Here is a 15,283-nt window from a genome sequence, read left to right on the forward strand (position 1 = left end):
CATTATTATTGTATACTATGTTCGCTTTTGTCAAACATTACGAAATAAGTAAACGGTTACACTGTTATTATATGAATGGAAATCCTTGAAAATTTATTGTTACATCTGTTGCAAACAGTATAACAGATTGTAAAAAATAGCAATACTTTTTTAAAAAATAATGGAAAATAGATGCATTCTATTTCCCATAATACTATTATTACTACTTTTAATTTACGTTGTAAATTCCCATTCTTCCAATATATCTGCTGCATTTGTTACTAGCTTTGCCCCATGCTTAATCAAATCATTCGTTCCATCTGAATATTTACTGAAAATGCTGCCAGGAATAGCAAATACATCCCTACCTTCTTGTAAGGCAAGATTTGCTGTTATTAGCGAGCCGCTTTGTCTTTTTGCCTCGACTACAAGCGTGCCTTTTGTTATACCACTAATAATTCTGTTACGCATTGGAAACTGCCATTTTTGGGGTCTTGTATTTGGAGGATATTCAGACAACAGAAGCTGGGATTTCATCATTTTCTCTGCTAAAGGCAGATTATGCTTCGGATAAATATGATCAAATCCGCCGGCAATAATGCCAATTGTTTTGCCGTTAAATTCGACTGCCGTTTCATGTGCGAGAGCATCCACACCAGCGGCAAGACCACTGACAATGACGACCTGCTCGTTAACAAGCTCTTGCATCATTGCCTTTAAAGTGTGTCTGCTGTATACTGTGGCATCACGGGAGCCTACTATTGCCAATTGCCTCGGCTTTTGTAATAGAGATAGATCTCCTTTTGCATAAAGCACCCAGGGCGGCTGATATATTTCCTTTAACAAACTTGGATAACAGGGGTCAAAATAGGTGATTATGTGAATTCCTTGCTGTGTGTATTGCTGAATTTGTTGATGAATGGTGTGGGAATAAAAGTCTTCGAGGGTTTCTTTGTCGAGTAAGTTTCCGTATGGATGGCAGCTATCACGGAGGAAGTGAAGTCCAGGATCTGTTTTCAATATGGTAAAAATTCTTTTCCATGTCATTTTTCGGCAATGATGCAAGACAATTAATGTTTCTCTTAAATCATGTAACAGCACACTCAACCCTTTCTTGTATATATTCAATTACTATTATAAAAATACATTTACCTGTCTCCTTTTTATTATAATAAATTCTCCTCTTTAATTCCAAAGATTTTCTATATAATAGAAGAAACTCGTCTTTTTTTTTGCACAAAAAGGCTAGCCTCCAGCGTTAAGCTAAGGCTAGCCTTTTACTTGTTAAAATTAGACTCTGCTTTCTTCCACCTTATGCGTTTTGCATTTGTCTAAAAGATCTGTTTCCTTCAACACTTCAATCAATGTTGCACCCATTTCAGCAGGAGTAGGGGCTACCTTGATTCCACATTCATTCATTGTTTTGATTTTTTCATCTGCCGTTCCCTTACCGCCTGAAATGATCGCACCTGCATGACCCATCCTTTTTCCTGGAGGTGCTGTTCTTCCACCGATAAAGCCAACAACAGGTTTTGTCATATTGGCTTTGACCCACTCGGCTGCTTCTTCTTCTGCCGTTCCGCCAATTTCACCAATCATAATAACCGCATACGTGTCTTCATCCTCATTGAACTGCTTCAACACGTCAATAAAGTCTGTGCCATTAACAGGGTCTCCCCCAATTCCTACTGCCGTAGACTGACCTATTCCTGCCTGTGTCAGCTGATGAACCGCTTCATATGTCAAAGTGCCTGAACGGGAAACAACGCCAACATGACCCTTTGTATGGATATATCCAGGCATAATTCCAATCTTACACTCATCTGGAGTGATAACTCCCGGACAGTTCGGGCCTATTAATCTTGTTTTTTTGCCTTCCATATAACGTTTAACCTTTACCATATCTAAAACAGGGATATGCTCTGTTATACAAATCGTCAAATCTAGCTCTGCATCAACAGCTTCCATAATTGCATCTGCTGCAAACGGGGCAGGCACATAGTTGACAGATACTGTTGCATTTGTTGCTGCAACAGCTTCTTTCATTGTATTAAAAACCGGAACACCTTCTACTGCTGTTCCACCTTTACCAGGTGTTACCCCAGCAACAATTTTTGTGCCATATTCGAGCATCTGCTTCGTATGAAAAAGAGCCGTTGCTCCTGTAATACCTTGAACAATGACTTTCGTTTCTTTATTGATGAATATGCTCATTGATTTCTCCCCCTTTTTGTACATATGACACGATCTTTTCAGCACCATCTGCCATGGAACTTGCAGAAATGATATTGATGCCTGATTCGCTCAAAATCTTTTGGCCAAGCTCCACATTCGTACCTTCCAGCCTTACAACAAGCGGTACTTGCAGGCTCACCTGTTTTGCTGCTTCAACGATACCCTCTGCAATGATATCGCACTTCATAATTCCACCGAATATATTAACAAAAATGCCCTTTACTTTTTCGTCGGACAAAATGATTTTAAATGCTTCTGTAACTTTTTCAGCCGTTGCACCGCCCCCAACATCAAGGAAGTTCGCCGGCTCTCCGCCGTAGTGCTTCACGATATCCATTGTGGCCATCGCTAAGCCAGCTCCGTTTACCATACAGCCGATATTTCCATTTAATGCGATATAGCTCAAGTCAAATTTTGAAGCTTCAAGCTCCTTCTCGTCCTCTTCATCCAAATCACGGTATGCAAGAATATCCTTATGTCTGTATAATGCATTAGAGTCAAAGTTCAGCTTTGCATCAAGTGCCATCACATCACCATCTTCTGTTAAAACAAGAGGATTAATTTCAGCAATAGAACAATCCTTCTCACAAAATACGCGATAAAGGCCTGTCATGAATGAAACAGCTTTATTGACTTGAGGACCAGGAATATTGATTGCAAATGCAACTCGTCTTGCTTGGAAAGGAGTAAGACCTGTTAATGGGTCAATTACTTCTTTAATGATTTTTTCAGGCTGTGTTTCAGCTATTTCCTCGATTTCTGTTCCACCCTCTTCTGATGCCATTAATACAATACGAGAAGTAGAACGGTCGACTACAAAGCCAATATAATATTCCTTTTTGATACGGCAGCCTTCCTCAATCAGCAAACGCTTAACAACTTTTCCTTCAGGGCCAGTCTGATGTGTTACAAGCGTGCTCCCCAAAATCTGTTCTGCGTATTGCTTAACTTCTTCAAGTGATTTCGCAACCTTAACACCACCGGCTTTTCCTCTGCCTCCAGCATGAATTTGCGCCTTAACAACCCATGCATCACTGTTAAGATGCTCTGCTGCAAATAGGGCCTCTTCAACGGTAAATGCAACACTTCCTTTAGGGACAGCTACACCATTTAATGCTAGAATTTCTTTCCCTTGATATTCGTGAATATTCATTCTCCCACATCCCTTTTGCAAATTCTTTTTCACTTCTTGCCAGATTTTCCTGCATACTTTTACTTATGTACGAGTGTGAAAAAAAATAGCTTTTTTCCATCTCGACAAAAAAATATTTTTTCCAATTTAAAAGGACCCCTTCCTTTTAAAAGTATCTTTAACACTGTATTAATATTCTCTATCAACACAATATTTTCTTACTTTTTGGAAAAAACACTCTGTTGTTTACGCTTTCATTTTATATAAAAGCAACACTTTTGTCTATTAAAAAGGCACTAATTTACAATAAAAAAATTATCCCCTTTTAAAAGGGGACTATACTACTAGTTTTCAGACTCTGCTCCATATGTTTTATCAAGCTTATAGATAAAAGCAAAAACCTCAGCCACTGCCTGATACAAGTCTTCAGGGACTCGCTCCTGCAAGTTGAGCTTACCTAGCAGTTCTACTAGTGATGGGTCTTCCTGAATTGGCACACCGCTTTCTTGTGCCTTTTTAATAATATTATCAGCAATCAGCCCTTTACCCTTTGCTGATACTACTGGTGCTGAGTGCTGCTGTTGTTTATAGCTAAGGGCAACAGCTTGCCGTCTTTCCTTATCGTTTGCCTTCATACTTTGTAATCTACCCCTTTATAATAGGCAGGCATTAATTTGTGCAGCCCTAAATCTGGTTTATCCAGTTTATCTTCCTGAAAAGATTTAAACTCCAGTGACGACAAGGTGTATTGAACACCCTTCATTTTTTCCTGCAAGCCTTGAATCATGCCTTTCATAAGCGGCTCTATTTCATGATTTTTATTAAAGACTGTGATATTTACTACTCTGTGCTGTATTTGCATATCTATTGCTGTCTCTTTTAAATGAGCCAAATCAAGATAAAACAGAATGCGGCAATAATCAGAATCTATCTTTCCATCTTTCGTTTTCCTTCCACTGTATTGCATAGTAGCATCCATGGAGTGATTTTGGAAATGAAGGGGGAATTGGAGCATTAACTGCATGATTGGACCTGTTTCCTGGCTTAATAGCTGCATGCCTGTTACCTTGTCCGTAAGAGCAGTTGCCAATTCCTTCATATGTGAAGGAGCATCCGTTTTTAACAATTCCAGCAGAAGCGGCTTAAGCTGGTTCCATTCAGGAGCACTTTTGCCTCCATCTGTTTTTGAATGCAGCAATTCATGTTCGTAAGAAAAGCCAATGGTATGAAGCATTTTTTGCAGCTGGTCCTTTATTACGCTCGCATCGGGTAAATCAATATTTTTACCTGTTGCAAGCTCCTTAAGAACAGTTTGTAATTCTGGAGAAACAGATGGACTAGCAGACAGTTCATTCAATAATTTTCCCGCAAGACTGTTCATTGAACTGCCTTCTTTAACAGCCATTAAGCTCGCAAACACTTTTTCCGTAAAGGGAAGCTCCCTATGGATCATTTCCTTTATTGTGTCTATAGCTTTAGGGCTGTCTGCAGACTCTTTCATCCATTTGCCTGCAAGAGAGAGGATCTCACCAGACAGCGGCAGGTTCTCCTTTAAAAGCATTGTTGTAAGCTGCTTCATTTCTTTTGTATTAGGCAAGGACCATTGTTCAAGCAATGTGTCTGTATTAGCATCATTATTGACAGGGCTTATAGGAGACAATACCTTTAATGCCAGCTTTCCATCACCGTCTTGAACTTGAAACAAATAGTTCTTGTCGGTGTTTAATGCAGTCGATAGTTCAGCAAGGACCTTTTGGCTTCCAACTTGAATTTCTGCCATATTGTTCGTAAAATACTTATTTACATGCCCCGTGATTACTTGACCTTGGCGAAGCTCTAATGGTCTTGCAGTAACTGCTTGCTCCAAACCTGTTGGAAGTCCTTGTCCAATACGTATGCCATTCATTTAAATGCCCCTATTCCTCGTAGTCATTTCCTTTATCGGGGAAAAGCTTTTACGGTGATGTATCGTATAGCCTTCTGTCTCTAATGCAAGCAGATGATCTTTAGTGCCATATCCCATATTGCTTGCGAAACAATATGCTGGAAACTCTTTATCGAGATTTTTCATCATCTCGTCTCGTGTTACCTTTGCAATAATACTCGCTGCTGCAATGGATACACTTTTGCTGTCCCCTTTAATAATCGATTTACTTGGATACGGAACGTTTAGCTTCATAGCATCTATCAGCAAAAAGTCCGGCTGCTGATCGAGATTTTGGACAGCTGCTAGCATTCCTTTTTTTGTCGCCTCATAAATGTTAATCCTGTCAATTTCCGCTGGTTCGATAATACCAACACCGATGGAAATTGCTTGTTTTTGAATAATTTCATAGTATTGCTCTCGTTTTGCTTCAGACAGCTTTTTTGAATCATCTATTCCCGGCAGATAGAAGCTTTCAGGAAGTATGACTGCAGCGGTCACAACAGGTCCTGCTAGAGGTCCCCTGCCCACTTCATCAATGCCAGCAATATATGTATACCCTTGTTCTCTTATTTCTGTTTCATATATACAAAGCTCTATAAAACGGTTATGCAGCTGCACTTCCTTTTCCTTTTGCTTTTCCCAAGAAGTTATCAGCTTTTGCACTCCAACTCGTTTGTCTTCTTTTAACCGCTCCCAATAAGGGTCATGTTTGTCTGTTATCTTTTCAAGTAATTCCTTTATTTCCTTTAATGTTGCCAATGCCACTTTAAGTAACTCCCTTTCTCCCTATTTATATCGTCTCTTTCTAGAATTAATTTAACAGCTCCTTAAACAATGGTCCATTAAAAAAAGAGAAGTGCCCAACAAAACGATGGTCAATTCTCTTTTCTTTGCCAAGACAGGTTGTCTTATCTATTAATCTTCTTCTTGCACATCGAAATCGCTTGGTTGTTCGAATGTTAATCTGCCGAATTTTTCGCTTCTAATTTCTCTTATTACCAGTTCTGTAACCTTGTCATAATCGACAACAGCTCCGCCTGTAAGGCACCCGCGCACTTCACCGATTCTGTCAAAGAACTCAACAATGTCCTCTGGTATTTCTTGAAGCTGAAAACGCTCCTTCAGTCTTTCAGGATATTTTTGTTCTAAAAATCGCAATCCGTAAATAGCGATATCCTGCAGGTTAAGAATTGTATCCTTAATGGCACCAGTTAATGCTAGCTTTAATCCAACACTTTGATCCTCAAATTTTGGCCAGAGAATCCCTGGGGTATCAAGAAGCTCCAATTCCTTCCCTACCTTAATCCATTGCTGCGCCTTTGTTACACCTGGAGTATTGCCTGTTTTAGCAATATTCTTTTTGGCAAGCCTGTTAATTAATGTAGATTTACCTGCATTTGGAATTCCGACAATCATCGCTCTGATTGCACGAGGTCTTACGCCTTTTGCCCTCATTCTATCAAACTTCTCTGCAAGCACTACATTAGCCAATGCCGTAATTTCCTTCATTCCGACACCCGCCTGCGAATTTATCGCAAGTGCTTGTATGCCTTGCTTTTTAAAATGAGCAATCCATTGCTTTGTTCTTTCGCCATCTGCCATGTCTGCCTTGTTAAGTAAAACAATTCTTGGCTTATGCTGGATGATCTCGTCAATCATCGGATTTCTGGAAGACTGTGGAATTCTTGCATCCACTAATTCAAAAATGATGTCAACAAGCTTTAATTTCTCTGTTACTTGTCGTCTTGCTTTGGCCATATGGCCAGGAAACCATTGTATTGTCAAAATATCCACCTCTAATTACTGCTGCTTTTTTGTCAGCATAAAACTTTTCTTAGTTCACTAATTTAATGTCTGATATTGGCCAGTAAATCATGCTTGTATTGCCAAGAACCTTTTCATAAGGGATTGTCCCAATATGACGGCTATCCTTGCTGTCACGGCGGTTATCACCCATAACGAATAACTCTCCTTCTGGAACAGTGCTTTGACCAATTTTGTCTTCCAGCTTAAAGGATTCTGTTAAAGGACCATCTGTAACCTGTTTTTTGTATTCATCCAAATATGGCTCTTTATAAGCCTTACCATTCACGTATAGTACGTCATCCTTGTACTCTATTGTATCACCAGGTAAGCCGATTACTCTTTTAATATAATCCTTTCCTTCTGGTGCATGGAATACGATAATATCAAAGCGTTTAGGATCACTTACTTTGTAATTTACTTTGTTTACAATCATTCGGTCTGAATTATGTAATGTAGGCATCATCGATTCCCCGTCCACTACAATCGGAGCAAATAAAAAGGAGCGAATCACAACGGCCAATACAACTGCGATTACTAACGCCTTACCCCATTCCCATATCTCGTTTTTCTTTTTCTTTGCCATCTTGTTCACCAATCCTCATTTTTTGTAAGCTCTCTTTTTAAGTATCTCTAAATCAGATACTTTTTAAATACAGTAAAAGGCATATGTCTATTTTTCATGACAAAGACAAAACCTCTCCCTTTATTGTAGCGAAATAAAAAGTCGAAGTAAAATGCCAGGTGGCTATGCTTTAGCAAATTATGTGGATAGTCAGGTGACTATTAATTAAAAATAAATAATAGGCAATAAAAAAGAGCTTGTTGCAAAGAACAGGCTCTTTTTTGATAGCATTATCGAATTTCTTTAATACGAGCTTTTTTACCACGTAGGTTACGTAGGTAATAAAGTTTAGCACGACGGACTTTACCGCGGCGAATAACTTCAAGCTTCGCAATTTTTGGTGTATGAACAGGGAAAGTACGCTCAACGCCTACTCCGTAAGAAACTTTACGTACTGTAAAAGTTTCGCTGATTCCACCACCACGACGCTTAATCACAACACCTTCATAAACCTGAATACGCTCGCGAGTACCCTCAACAACTTTAACGTGTACACGTACAGTGTCACCAGGACGGAACGCAGGAAGATCTGAACGAAGTTGTTCTTTTGTGATATCTTCTATTAATTTTTGCATCGTTTTCAACTCCTTCCAACAGACGCTCTTGCAGCTAATTCCTTGCAGCGGAACATCGTTTATAAGACTTTTGTAGCAGAAAAGGTTTCTGCTTAAGTCACAAGTGTTATCTTAACATAAAAACTTTAAGACATCAATATCTATTATTTGTTTTTCTGCAAATCATTTAATAGTTTTTGCTGCTTATCTGTTAACGGGTAGTTTTCGAGAAGATCCGGACGTCTTTCAAGCGTCCTTTTCAGCGACTCCTTTTCTCTCCATTCATCAATATGCGCATGATTTCCAGACGTAAGCGTTGCAGGCACCTTCATCCCTCTGAAATCGGCAGGACGGGTATAATGCGGGTGCTCAAGCAGTCCTGTGCTGAATGAATCATACACATGGGACGCCTCGCTTCCTAACACCCCTGGAAGGAGTCTGACAACACTATCAATCACTACCATTGCTCCAAGCTCGCCGCCTGTTAGCACATAATCACCAATTGATATCTCATCTGTTGCCAAATGCTCGCGAATCCGCTCATCATAGCCTTCATAGTGACCGCAAATAAAAATTAAATGCTCTTCCTTTGCAAGCTCTTCCGCTTTTTTCTGGTTATAACGCTCACCTTGAGGACACATAAGGATTACTTTCGGCTTAGTCCCGCTCTTTGTTTGCAAATCGTCGACCGCATCAAAAATCGGCTGCGGCTTGAGGACCATTCCAGCGCCTCCGCCATACGGATAATCATCAACAGACTGGTGCTTATTATCAGAGTATTCCCGGAAGTTTGTGACACCGTAGGATACCTTCTCTGCCTCTTTCGCTTTTTTCAGGATAGAGCTGTTAAACACACCCTCAAACATTTCTGGAAACAGCGTTAATACATCTACTCTCATTATGATAACAGCCCTTCCATTGGCTCAATGACAACTAGCTTTTCCTTCACATCCACTTTCATAACGACCTCTTCAATATAAGGGATTAAAACTTCTTCTTTTTTATTAGTCTTAATCACCCATACATCGTTTGCACCAGGTGTAAGAATCTCTGAAATGACTCCTACCTCATCACCTTCGACTGTCTCCACTTTACAGCCAATGATTTCATGGAAATAGTACTCGTTCTCTGGTAATTCTCCTAAAAAGCTTTCAGGCACCTTCAATGTGCCGCCCTTCATAAACTCTACCTCATTAACATTATCATAGCCTTCAAATGTCAACAGATGAAAGTTTTTATGGGGACGCTGTGTTTTTATTTTCAGCTCGATTGGCTCCTTTTTCCCTTCCCCAAAAAAATAAATGGAGTTTCCTACTTTATATCTTTCTTCAGGAAAATCTGTGCGGGAAATGACGCGAAGCTCTCCGCGTATACCATGTGTATTGACAACCTTGCCTACATTAAACCATTTTTCCATATTAATCACCTCTACCGTATATCTACGACTTTTCCGTCTTTTAGAAGAATTGTTTTGTGGAGCAATTGCTCATCCCAAACATCTCCTATATTTATATCAACAATCCCAGTAAGCTCTTGACTTTTTAGTTCACTGCCCAATGGTAGTATATGTAATTGTGCTAATTGAAACTCTAGTGTTTTCTTTTTTTCCTCTCTTTGAGCAAGTTCCTTGCTTATATGCTGCTTAACAGCATTTGCGGAATGATTGCCTTTGAGCAGTTTTTTCTCCTCAAATTTGAATTGTTCGGATTCTTTTTCAAGCTGAAGCAGTTCTTGCGAGATTTTCTTCTCTGATGCTTGTTTCGTTTTTTCGGTCAATATTTGTTTGACTGTGACAGTGTGGAGAATCTGCATTTTTTTCCTCCTATCAATGCAATACTATTTAATTGCTGAAAAAGCGGCAAGCGGGGCCGTATCCCCCGCTCTAAAGCACATTTTCCTTTAGTATAAAGAATTACCTTGAAGATATAAACAAATAAAGGAGAAGGGTTCCCCCTCCTCCTTTTTATTCGCCAATCTCTAAGACCAGCTTTTTGTGCTGCTGTGACCCAGCAGCATAAACAATCGTCCGAATTGCTTTCGCAACCCGCCCTTGCTTCCCAATTACCTTTCCCATGTCATTCTTGTTGACAGAAAGCAAGTAAGTGATTCGATCATCGTCTTCAGTAACTTGTATCGCAACATCATCCGGAAAATCTACAAGGGGCTTAACAATCGTTTCAATTAATTCCTGCATCTTCAAACGAATTACTTACCGTTTTTGATGTTGTGGAATTTCTCCATGATACCTTCGTTAGAGAAAAGGTTACGAACTGTATCAGATGGTTTTGCACCATTTTGTAACCATTGTAGAGCTTTCTCTTCGTTGATATCCACGATAGCAGGGTTTGCTACTGGATTGTAAGTTCCTACTGTTTCAATGAAACGTCCATCACGTGGTGAACGAGAATCTGCTACTACAATACGATAGAAAGGAGTCTTTTTAGCTCCCATACGTTTTAAACGAATTTTTACTGCCATTTTAAAAATGCACCTCCGAATAGTTTCACACAAGATAGTATAATATCAATAGTTGAACAGTTTGTAAAGTGTTTTTTCTTGTCAGACTAAACATTCTGTTCAATTTAATAAAAAACCGCTTGTTAACACCCTTAAAAAGGGTTAAATGGTAATTTAAACTTGCCTTTTTTCTTGCCTTTTTGGGTCATACCCGTCATTTGTTTCATCATTTTTTTCATGTCCTCAAACTGTTTCAACAGCCTATTCACTTCAGGAACCGTTCTGCCGCTCCCTTTAGCAATACGCTTACGTCTGCTTGAGTTGATAATTTCAGGGTGTTCTTTCTCTGCCTTTGTCATGGAGCGAATAATTGCTTCCACATGGCTGATTTGCTTCTCATCCACTTGGAGATTATCCAAGCCCTTGATTTTGTTAGCTCCTGGCATCATTTTCAGCAGCTCATCAAGCGGCCCCATGTTGCGTACTTGCCCAAGCTGTTCTAAGAAGTCATCTAAAGTAAAGGAAGCTGTTTTCATTTTCATTTCCAGCTCTTTTGCCTTTTCTTCATCGACATTCATTTGTGCTTTTTCGATAAGACTTAGCACATCACCCATTCCAAGAATACGTGACGCCATACGCTCTGGATGGAATGCCTCAAGTGCATCCATCTTTTCACCCAAACCGACAAATTTAATCGGTGTTTGCGTAACAGAACGAATAGATAATGCCGCACCGCCTCGAGTGTCACCATCTAGCTTCGTTAATACGACACCTGTCAGACCAAGCTGCTCGTTAAAGCTGCTTGCTACATTGACTGCATCCTGACCTGTCATCGCATCCACAACAAGGAATATTTCATCCGGATTAGAAAGCTCTTTAATTTGCTTCAACTCGTCCATCAATGCTTCATCAACATGCAGTCGACCTGCAGTATCAATCAAAACATAATCATGATGGTCTTCCTTCGCTTTTGCAATAGCCTGTTTCGCAATCTCAACAGGGCTGACTTGATCTCCAAGTGAAAAAACAGGAAAATCGAGCTGTTTACCAAGTGTTTCCAGCTGTTTAATAGCAGCAGGACGATATATGTCTGCCGCAACTAGCAACGGCTTTCTATTATGCTTTTTACGCAGCAAATTAGCCAATTTTCCAGTTGTCGTCGTCTTACCGGCACCTTGCAAACCAACCATCATAATGACAGTCGGCGGACGGTTGGATACAGCAATTTTACTTTGTTCTCCACCCATCAGCTCCGTAAGCTCTTCTTTAACAACCTTAATGACCTGTTGACCTGGGGTTAGACTTTTCATAACCTCTTGTCCAACAGCACGCTCACTGACTTTTTTAACAAACTCCTTGACTACCTTAAAGTTAACATCCGCCTCAAGCAATGCAAGTCGGACTTCACGCATCATTTCCTTAACATCCGCTTCATTTACTTTCCCTTTTCCGCGGATCTTCTGGATCGTATTCTGCAGTCGGTCAGCTAAACCTTCAAATGCCATTGCGCCGCCTCCTTAATCTAATTTCTCCAGCTCGCAAACTGCTTCCAGCAATGCTGAAACCGAAGGAGTATCATCCTTTAATAACTCTTTTATATGTATAAAAAGAGTATTACGCTCTTGAAACTTTTGAAGTAAGAGTAATTTATTTTCATATTCCTCCAGCATCGCTTCCGTCCGTTTAATATTATCATAAACAGCTTGACGACTAACGTCATACTCATCCGCAATTTCACCAAGAGAATAATCATCTAAATAATAAAGAGACATGTAACTTCGTTGCTTCGGTGTCAACAACGACTGATAGAAATCAAACAGATAATTCATTCGTGTTGTTTTTTCAAGCATCGAACAATACCTCCATGTTAAGTCAAACACCTTTACACCCTTATTGTACACACCAACAAAAAAGATGTCAACAGAAAAGCGGAAGGCGCCTGCTTATCGGCGACAAGCATAAGACAAGTTGGCCGAGAAGGGGTGCCCCTTCCCCTTCTTGGACAGCTTGGCTTATGACCTCGAGCCGATGGCGCCTGCAGCTGGACAACAGAAAAGCGGAAGGCGCCTGCTTATCGGCGACAAGCATAAGACAAGTTGGCCGAGAAGGGGTGCCCTTTCCCCTTCTTGGACAGCTTGGCTTATGACCTCGAGCCGATGGCGCCTGCAGCTGGACAATGAAAAGCGGAAGGCGACCGTTTAGCGGCGGAGAAACTGGAGGGCCTTGACTGAGATAAAGGAAACACGGCGAACCTAGTGAGGCGATGTTGACTTATCGTAGGGAAAGGACCCAAGTTTCGCAGACGCTGGTCGACTGCAGCTGGACACCAGAAAAGCGGAGATGGCCTGTTTAGCGCCGTATGGACTGGAGCTCTTCGTATGAGGCAAAGGAAACACGGCGAAGGACCTCTTACAAATACCCAATAGATCTCCGTATGGATATAGCGTTCCCTCTAAAATAAAGAGCACAAAGACATCCCAAAACATACAAAAAACCCCGCTTAAAGCCTTAAGAAAGAATACTCTCAAAGCTGTAAGCAGGACTTGATTTAAGCGGGTATACCCGCTTCCTTATTATATTTAGACGATCTGTTTAGGATCATTACACCTGCTGTAATTAACAGGATTGGAATAATGATAGAGAGAAGGGAAATTACTCCGATGATAATGAAAAGTACACCGCTTGTACGAGGCATTCTGTTCATCATAATTATGCTAAATAAAGTAGCTGCACACGCAATTACAGAATAGATGACAGGAATTAGTAAACTATTTTTTAACAATGCCATCGCCTCATCCGTAACTTCCTCTGCAGTAGCTGACTCGTTTGTTAGTCCGATACTTTCTTGCAAAGTAGGATCCGAATTAACCGTTTCTATCATTGCATCTCGTAATGGAGTAAAGCTATCTATTTGTGTATAAAGCAAAATGGATAGGAAAAAACCAATTAACATTAACACAAAGGACACAATGCCTAAAATTCTTGGCGCTCGCAAATTAAGACTCATTAAAAAAATCACCTCAAGTTTTATGTATGTAAACTCTTTCACAAAAAAGATTACATCCCTATAGTAACATATTTTTTCTAGTACGTTCTTCTTATTTTTTGTTATTTATTCCAATAAATAGAAAAAGATCTCATTATCAACTGTGTGACAAAAAGATCTTTTAGCCGTTAAATATGGAATAAAATAATTAAACTTGCGGTGATTCCCATTAATAGGGCTCCGACGATTTTCATTCTTATCCCCGAAAGGCTGCGCAAAAATAGATTTTCCTCTTCTAATGTTATTGGATAGGACTCTTCATCAAGCAGTCCTTTTTCTCCAAGCATATTGCCAAGATGCCAAACAGAAGTACGTTGAACGATACGGCCTTTAATAGACAGAAATGCTCCGAACAACATGATAGTTATGAGAATCAGCTGTATGAACATTATGTTCCTCCTTGCCTTCTTGTCATCCTTATACATGCTTATTATCTGTCTTGCCGTTATTTTTATTACATAAAAAAAGCTGTACAGGAATCTCGTTAACAGGATTCCTGCAGCAGCTTTTTGCTTATTCTTCCTCAGCTTCAACCAAGTTGGAAAATAAGCCGTATACGTATTTTTCTGCGTCAAAGTTTTGTAAGTCGTCCATTTTTTCACCAAGTCCGACTAATTTAACTGGTATTTGAAGCTCTTTGCGGATTGCGAGTACAATTCCACCTTTTGCTGTGCCATCAAGCTTAGTAAGCACAAGTCCGCTTACGTTAGTCGCTTCTTTGAACGTCTTCGCTTGAATAAGGGCATTTTGTCCTGTTGTTGCATCAAGCACTAAAAGCACTTCATGTGGTGCACCAGGAACCTCTCTTTCAATTACGCGTTTTACTTTTTCTAACTCATTCATTAGGTTGACTTTATTTTGAAGTCTTCCAGCAGTATCACATAAAAGAATATCGGCATTTCTTGATTTAGCGGCTTGAACAGCATCATACATGACAGCTGCAGGGTCAGATCCGGCACCTTGTTTAATAACATCTACTCCGGCTCTTTCTCCCCATACTTCAAGCTGCTCGATTGCACCAGCACGGAATGTATCACCTGCTGCTAGAACAACCTTTTTGCCCTCTGCTTTATAGCGATGTGCTAGCTTACCAATTGTAGTTGTTTTTCCAACACCATTAACCCCGACAAAAAGGATAACAGTCAACCCGTCTTGCTGAACATTAATAGCTGAGGTTTCTTCCTCGCCACCTTGATAAATTGCTACAAGCTTCTCTGAGATAACTGCTTGCACTTCTCTTGGGTCTTGAATATTTCTTTTTTTGACTTCGCTTTTCAGCTCATCAATCAATTCCATTACTGTCTCAAAGCCAACATCTGCACCGATTAAGATTTCTTCTAATTCTTCAAAAAAGTCCTCATCCACTTTGCGGTATCTGGACACTAAATCATTCACTTTATCAGAAAAATTACTTCTTGTTTTCGCAAGTCCATCTTTAAATTTTTCTGTGACAGTATTTGTTTGCAGGGACATTTTTTCTTTAAGCTTTTTGAAGAAACTCATTTGATTCCCACTTTCTCATTTA

The 15,283-nt window shown here is 39.9% G+C and carries 19 protein-coding genes; all 19 read right to left on the bottom strand.

Going from position 1 to position 15,283, the window contains the following annotated elements:
* Window positions 1-213: 213 nt before the first annotated feature.
* The 19 genes from dprA to ftsY all read right to left on the bottom strand — a co-directional run bounded on the left by dprA (window position 214) and on the right by ftsY (window position 15,261).
* On the bottom strand, window positions 214-1,077 hold the full coding sequence (gene dprA, locus NQZ71_RS14940; protein ID WP_317011755.1) for a DNA-processing protein DprA: 864 nt from the start codon (window positions 1,075-1,077) through the stop codon (window positions 214-216).
* 192 nt (window positions 1,078-1,269) lie between these two features.
* Window positions 1,270-2,193, bottom strand: a complete 924-nt coding sequence (sucD, locus tag NQZ71_RS14945) for a succinate--CoA ligase subunit alpha (protein WP_144452417.1) — start codon at window positions 2,191-2,193, stop codon at window positions 1,270-1,272.
* The gene (sucC, locus tag NQZ71_RS14950; RefSeq protein WP_144452416.1) at window positions 2,174-3,367 is read right to left on the bottom strand and encodes an ADP-forming succinate--CoA ligase subunit beta; all 1,194 of its coding nucleotides are present in this window, start codon (window positions 3,365-3,367) and stop codon (window positions 2,174-2,176) included. Before sucC ends, sucD begins: the two co-directional genes overlap by 20 nt.
* A 323-nt stretch (window positions 3,368-3,690) precedes the next feature.
* Window positions 3,691-3,981, bottom strand: a complete 291-nt coding sequence (locus NQZ71_RS14955) for an EscU/YscU/HrcU family type III secretion system export apparatus switch protein (protein WP_144452415.1) — start codon at window positions 3,979-3,981, stop codon at window positions 3,691-3,693.
* Window positions 3,978-5,252 (bottom strand): hypothetical protein, encoded by a 1,275-nt coding sequence (locus NQZ71_RS14960; protein ID WP_260054173.1) that lies wholly within the window; start codon window positions 5,250-5,252, stop codon window positions 3,978-3,980. Before NQZ71_RS14960 ends, NQZ71_RS14955 begins: the two co-directional genes overlap by 4 nt.
* A complete protein-coding gene (locus NQZ71_RS14965; RefSeq protein WP_275004963.1) occupies window positions 5,253-6,038 on the bottom strand; it encodes a ribonuclease HII in 786 nt (261 codons plus the stop codon).
* 150 nt (window positions 6,039-6,188) lie between these two features.
* Complete coding sequence (gene ylqF / locus NQZ71_RS14970; RefSeq protein WP_144452412.1) at window positions 6,189-7,058, bottom strand: ribosome biogenesis GTPase YlqF; 870 nt, start codon at window positions 7,056-7,058, stop codon at window positions 6,189-6,191.
* Between the two features lie 49 nt (window positions 7,059-7,107).
* Window positions 7,108-7,662 (bottom strand): signal peptidase I, encoded by a 555-nt coding sequence (gene lepB / locus NQZ71_RS14975; RefSeq protein ID WP_144452411.1) that lies wholly within the window; start codon window positions 7,660-7,662, stop codon window positions 7,108-7,110.
* Window positions 7,663-7,931: 269 nt separating this feature from the next.
* On the bottom strand, window positions 7,932-8,276 hold the full coding sequence (gene rplS / locus NQZ71_RS14980) for a 50S ribosomal protein L19 (RefSeq protein WP_127734629.1): 345 nt from the start codon (window positions 8,274-8,276) through the stop codon (window positions 7,932-7,934).
* A 143-nt stretch (window positions 8,277-8,419) separates the two neighbouring features.
* On the bottom strand, window positions 8,420-9,154 hold the full coding sequence (gene trmD, locus NQZ71_RS14985) for a tRNA (guanosine(37)-N1)-methyltransferase TrmD (RefSeq protein WP_317010920.1): 735 nt from the start codon (window positions 9,152-9,154) through the stop codon (window positions 8,420-8,422).
* Window positions 9,154-9,672 carry a ribosome maturation factor RimM gene (gene rimM / locus NQZ71_RS14990; RefSeq protein WP_144452409.1) on the bottom strand — a complete coding sequence of 173 codons (519 nt, stop codon included), beginning with the start codon at window positions 9,670-9,672 and terminating at the stop codon, window positions 9,154-9,156. Before rimM ends, trmD begins: the two co-directional genes overlap by 1 nt.
* An 11-nt stretch (window positions 9,673-9,683) precedes the next feature.
* Window positions 9,684-10,067 carry a YlqD family protein gene (locus tag NQZ71_RS14995; protein ID WP_317010921.1) on the bottom strand — a complete coding sequence of 128 codons (384 nt, stop codon included), beginning with the start codon at window positions 10,065-10,067 and terminating at the stop codon, window positions 9,684-9,686.
* A gap of 151 nt (window positions 10,068-10,218) precedes the next feature.
* Window positions 10,219-10,449 carry a KH domain-containing protein gene (locus tag NQZ71_RS15000; protein WP_144452542.1) on the bottom strand — a complete coding sequence of 77 codons (231 nt, stop codon included), beginning with the start codon at window positions 10,447-10,449 and terminating at the stop codon, window positions 10,219-10,221.
* An 11-nt stretch (window positions 10,450-10,460) separates the two neighbouring features.
* Window positions 10,461-10,733 (bottom strand): 30S ribosomal protein S16, encoded by a 273-nt coding sequence (rpsP, locus tag NQZ71_RS15005; RefSeq protein WP_127734638.1) that lies wholly within the window; start codon window positions 10,731-10,733, stop codon window positions 10,461-10,463.
* A 131-nt stretch (window positions 10,734-10,864) separates the two neighbouring features.
* Entirely contained in the window at window positions 10,865-12,217 is a 1,353-nt protein-coding gene (gene ffh, locus NQZ71_RS15010) for a signal recognition particle protein (protein ID WP_233314421.1), read from the bottom strand.
* 12 nt (window positions 12,218-12,229) lie between these two features.
* Entirely contained in the window at window positions 12,230-12,562 is a 333-nt protein-coding gene (locus NQZ71_RS15015; RefSeq protein WP_127734642.1) for a putative DNA-binding protein, read from the bottom strand.
* A 698-nt stretch (window positions 12,563-13,260) separates the two neighbouring features.
* Window positions 13,261-13,719, bottom strand: coding sequence for a DUF4064 domain-containing protein (locus NQZ71_RS15020; protein ID WP_260056233.1), 459 nt, complete (start codon window positions 13,717-13,719; stop codon window positions 13,261-13,263).
* Between the two features lie 167 nt (window positions 13,720-13,886).
* Window positions 13,887-14,147 carry a hypothetical protein gene (locus tag NQZ71_RS15025; RefSeq protein ID WP_144452405.1) on the bottom strand — a complete coding sequence of 87 codons (261 nt, stop codon included), beginning with the start codon at window positions 14,145-14,147 and terminating at the stop codon, window positions 13,887-13,889.
* A gap of 124 nt (window positions 14,148-14,271) precedes the next feature.
* Window positions 14,272-15,261, bottom strand: coding sequence for a signal recognition particle-docking protein FtsY (ftsY, locus tag NQZ71_RS15030; RefSeq protein ID WP_144452404.1), 990 nt, complete (start codon window positions 15,259-15,261; stop codon window positions 14,272-14,274).
* Window positions 15,262-15,283: the final 22 nt, after the last annotated feature.

Source organism: Niallia taxi (genome assembly GCF_032818155.1).
GTDB classification, from domain to species: domain Bacteria; phylum Bacillota; class Bacilli; order Bacillales; family Cytobacillaceae; genus Niallia; species Niallia taxi_A.

Coding starts and splice junctions, on each gene's coding strand:
- ftsY (WP_144452404.1), bottom strand. CDS start 15,261: ATGAGTTTCTTCAAAAAGCTTAAAGAAAAAATGTCCCTGCAAACAAAT.
- NQZ71_RS15000 (WP_144452542.1), bottom strand. CDS start 10,449: ATGCAGGAATTAATTGAAACGATTGTTAAGCCCCTTGTAGATTTTCCG.
- ffh (WP_233314421.1), bottom strand. CDS start 12,217: ATGGCATTTGAAGGTTTAGCTGACCGACTGCAGAATACGATCCAGAAG.
- rimM (WP_144452409.1), bottom strand. CDS start 9,672: ATGGAAAAATGGTTTAATGTAGGCAAGGTTGTCAATACACATGGTATA.
- lepB (WP_144452411.1), bottom strand. CDS start 7,662: ATGGCAAAGAAAAAGAAAAACGAGATATGGGAATGGGGTAAGGCGTTA.
- NQZ71_RS15020 (WP_260056233.1), bottom strand. CDS start 13,719: ATGAGTCTTAATTTGCGAGCGCCAAGAATTTTAGGCATTGTGTCCTTT.
- NQZ71_RS14960 (WP_260054173.1), bottom strand. CDS start 5,252: ATGAATGGCATACGTATTGGACAAGGACTTCCAACAGGTTTGGAGCAA.
- NQZ71_RS15025 (WP_144452405.1), bottom strand. CDS start 14,147: ATGTTCATACAGCTGATTCTCATAACTATCATGTTGTTCGGAGCATTT.
- trmD (WP_317010920.1), bottom strand. CDS start 9,154: ATGAGAGTAGATGTATTAACGCTGTTTCCAGAAATGTTTGAGGGTGTG.
- sucC (WP_144452416.1), bottom strand. CDS start 3,367: ATGAATATTCACGAATATCAAGGGAAAGAAATTCTAGCATTAAATGGT.
- NQZ71_RS15015 (WP_127734642.1), bottom strand. CDS start 12,562: ATGCTTGAAAAAACAACACGAATGAATTATCTGTTTGATTTCTATCAG.
- rplS (WP_127734629.1), bottom strand. CDS start 8,276: ATGCAAAAATTAATAGAAGATATCACAAAAGAACAACTTCGTTCAGAT.
- NQZ71_RS14995 (WP_317010921.1), bottom strand. CDS start 10,067: ATGCAGATTCTCCACACTGTCACAGTCAAACAAATATTGACCGAAAAA.
- NQZ71_RS14955 (WP_144452415.1), bottom strand. CDS start 3,981: ATGAAGGCAAACGATAAGGAAAGACGGCAAGCTGTTGCCCTTAGCTAT.
- rpsP (WP_127734638.1), bottom strand. CDS start 10,733: ATGGCAGTAAAAATTCGTTTAAAACGTATGGGAGCTAAAAAGACTCCT.
- sucD (WP_144452417.1), bottom strand. CDS start 2,193: ATGAGCATATTCATCAATAAAGAAACGAAAGTCATTGTTCAAGGTATT.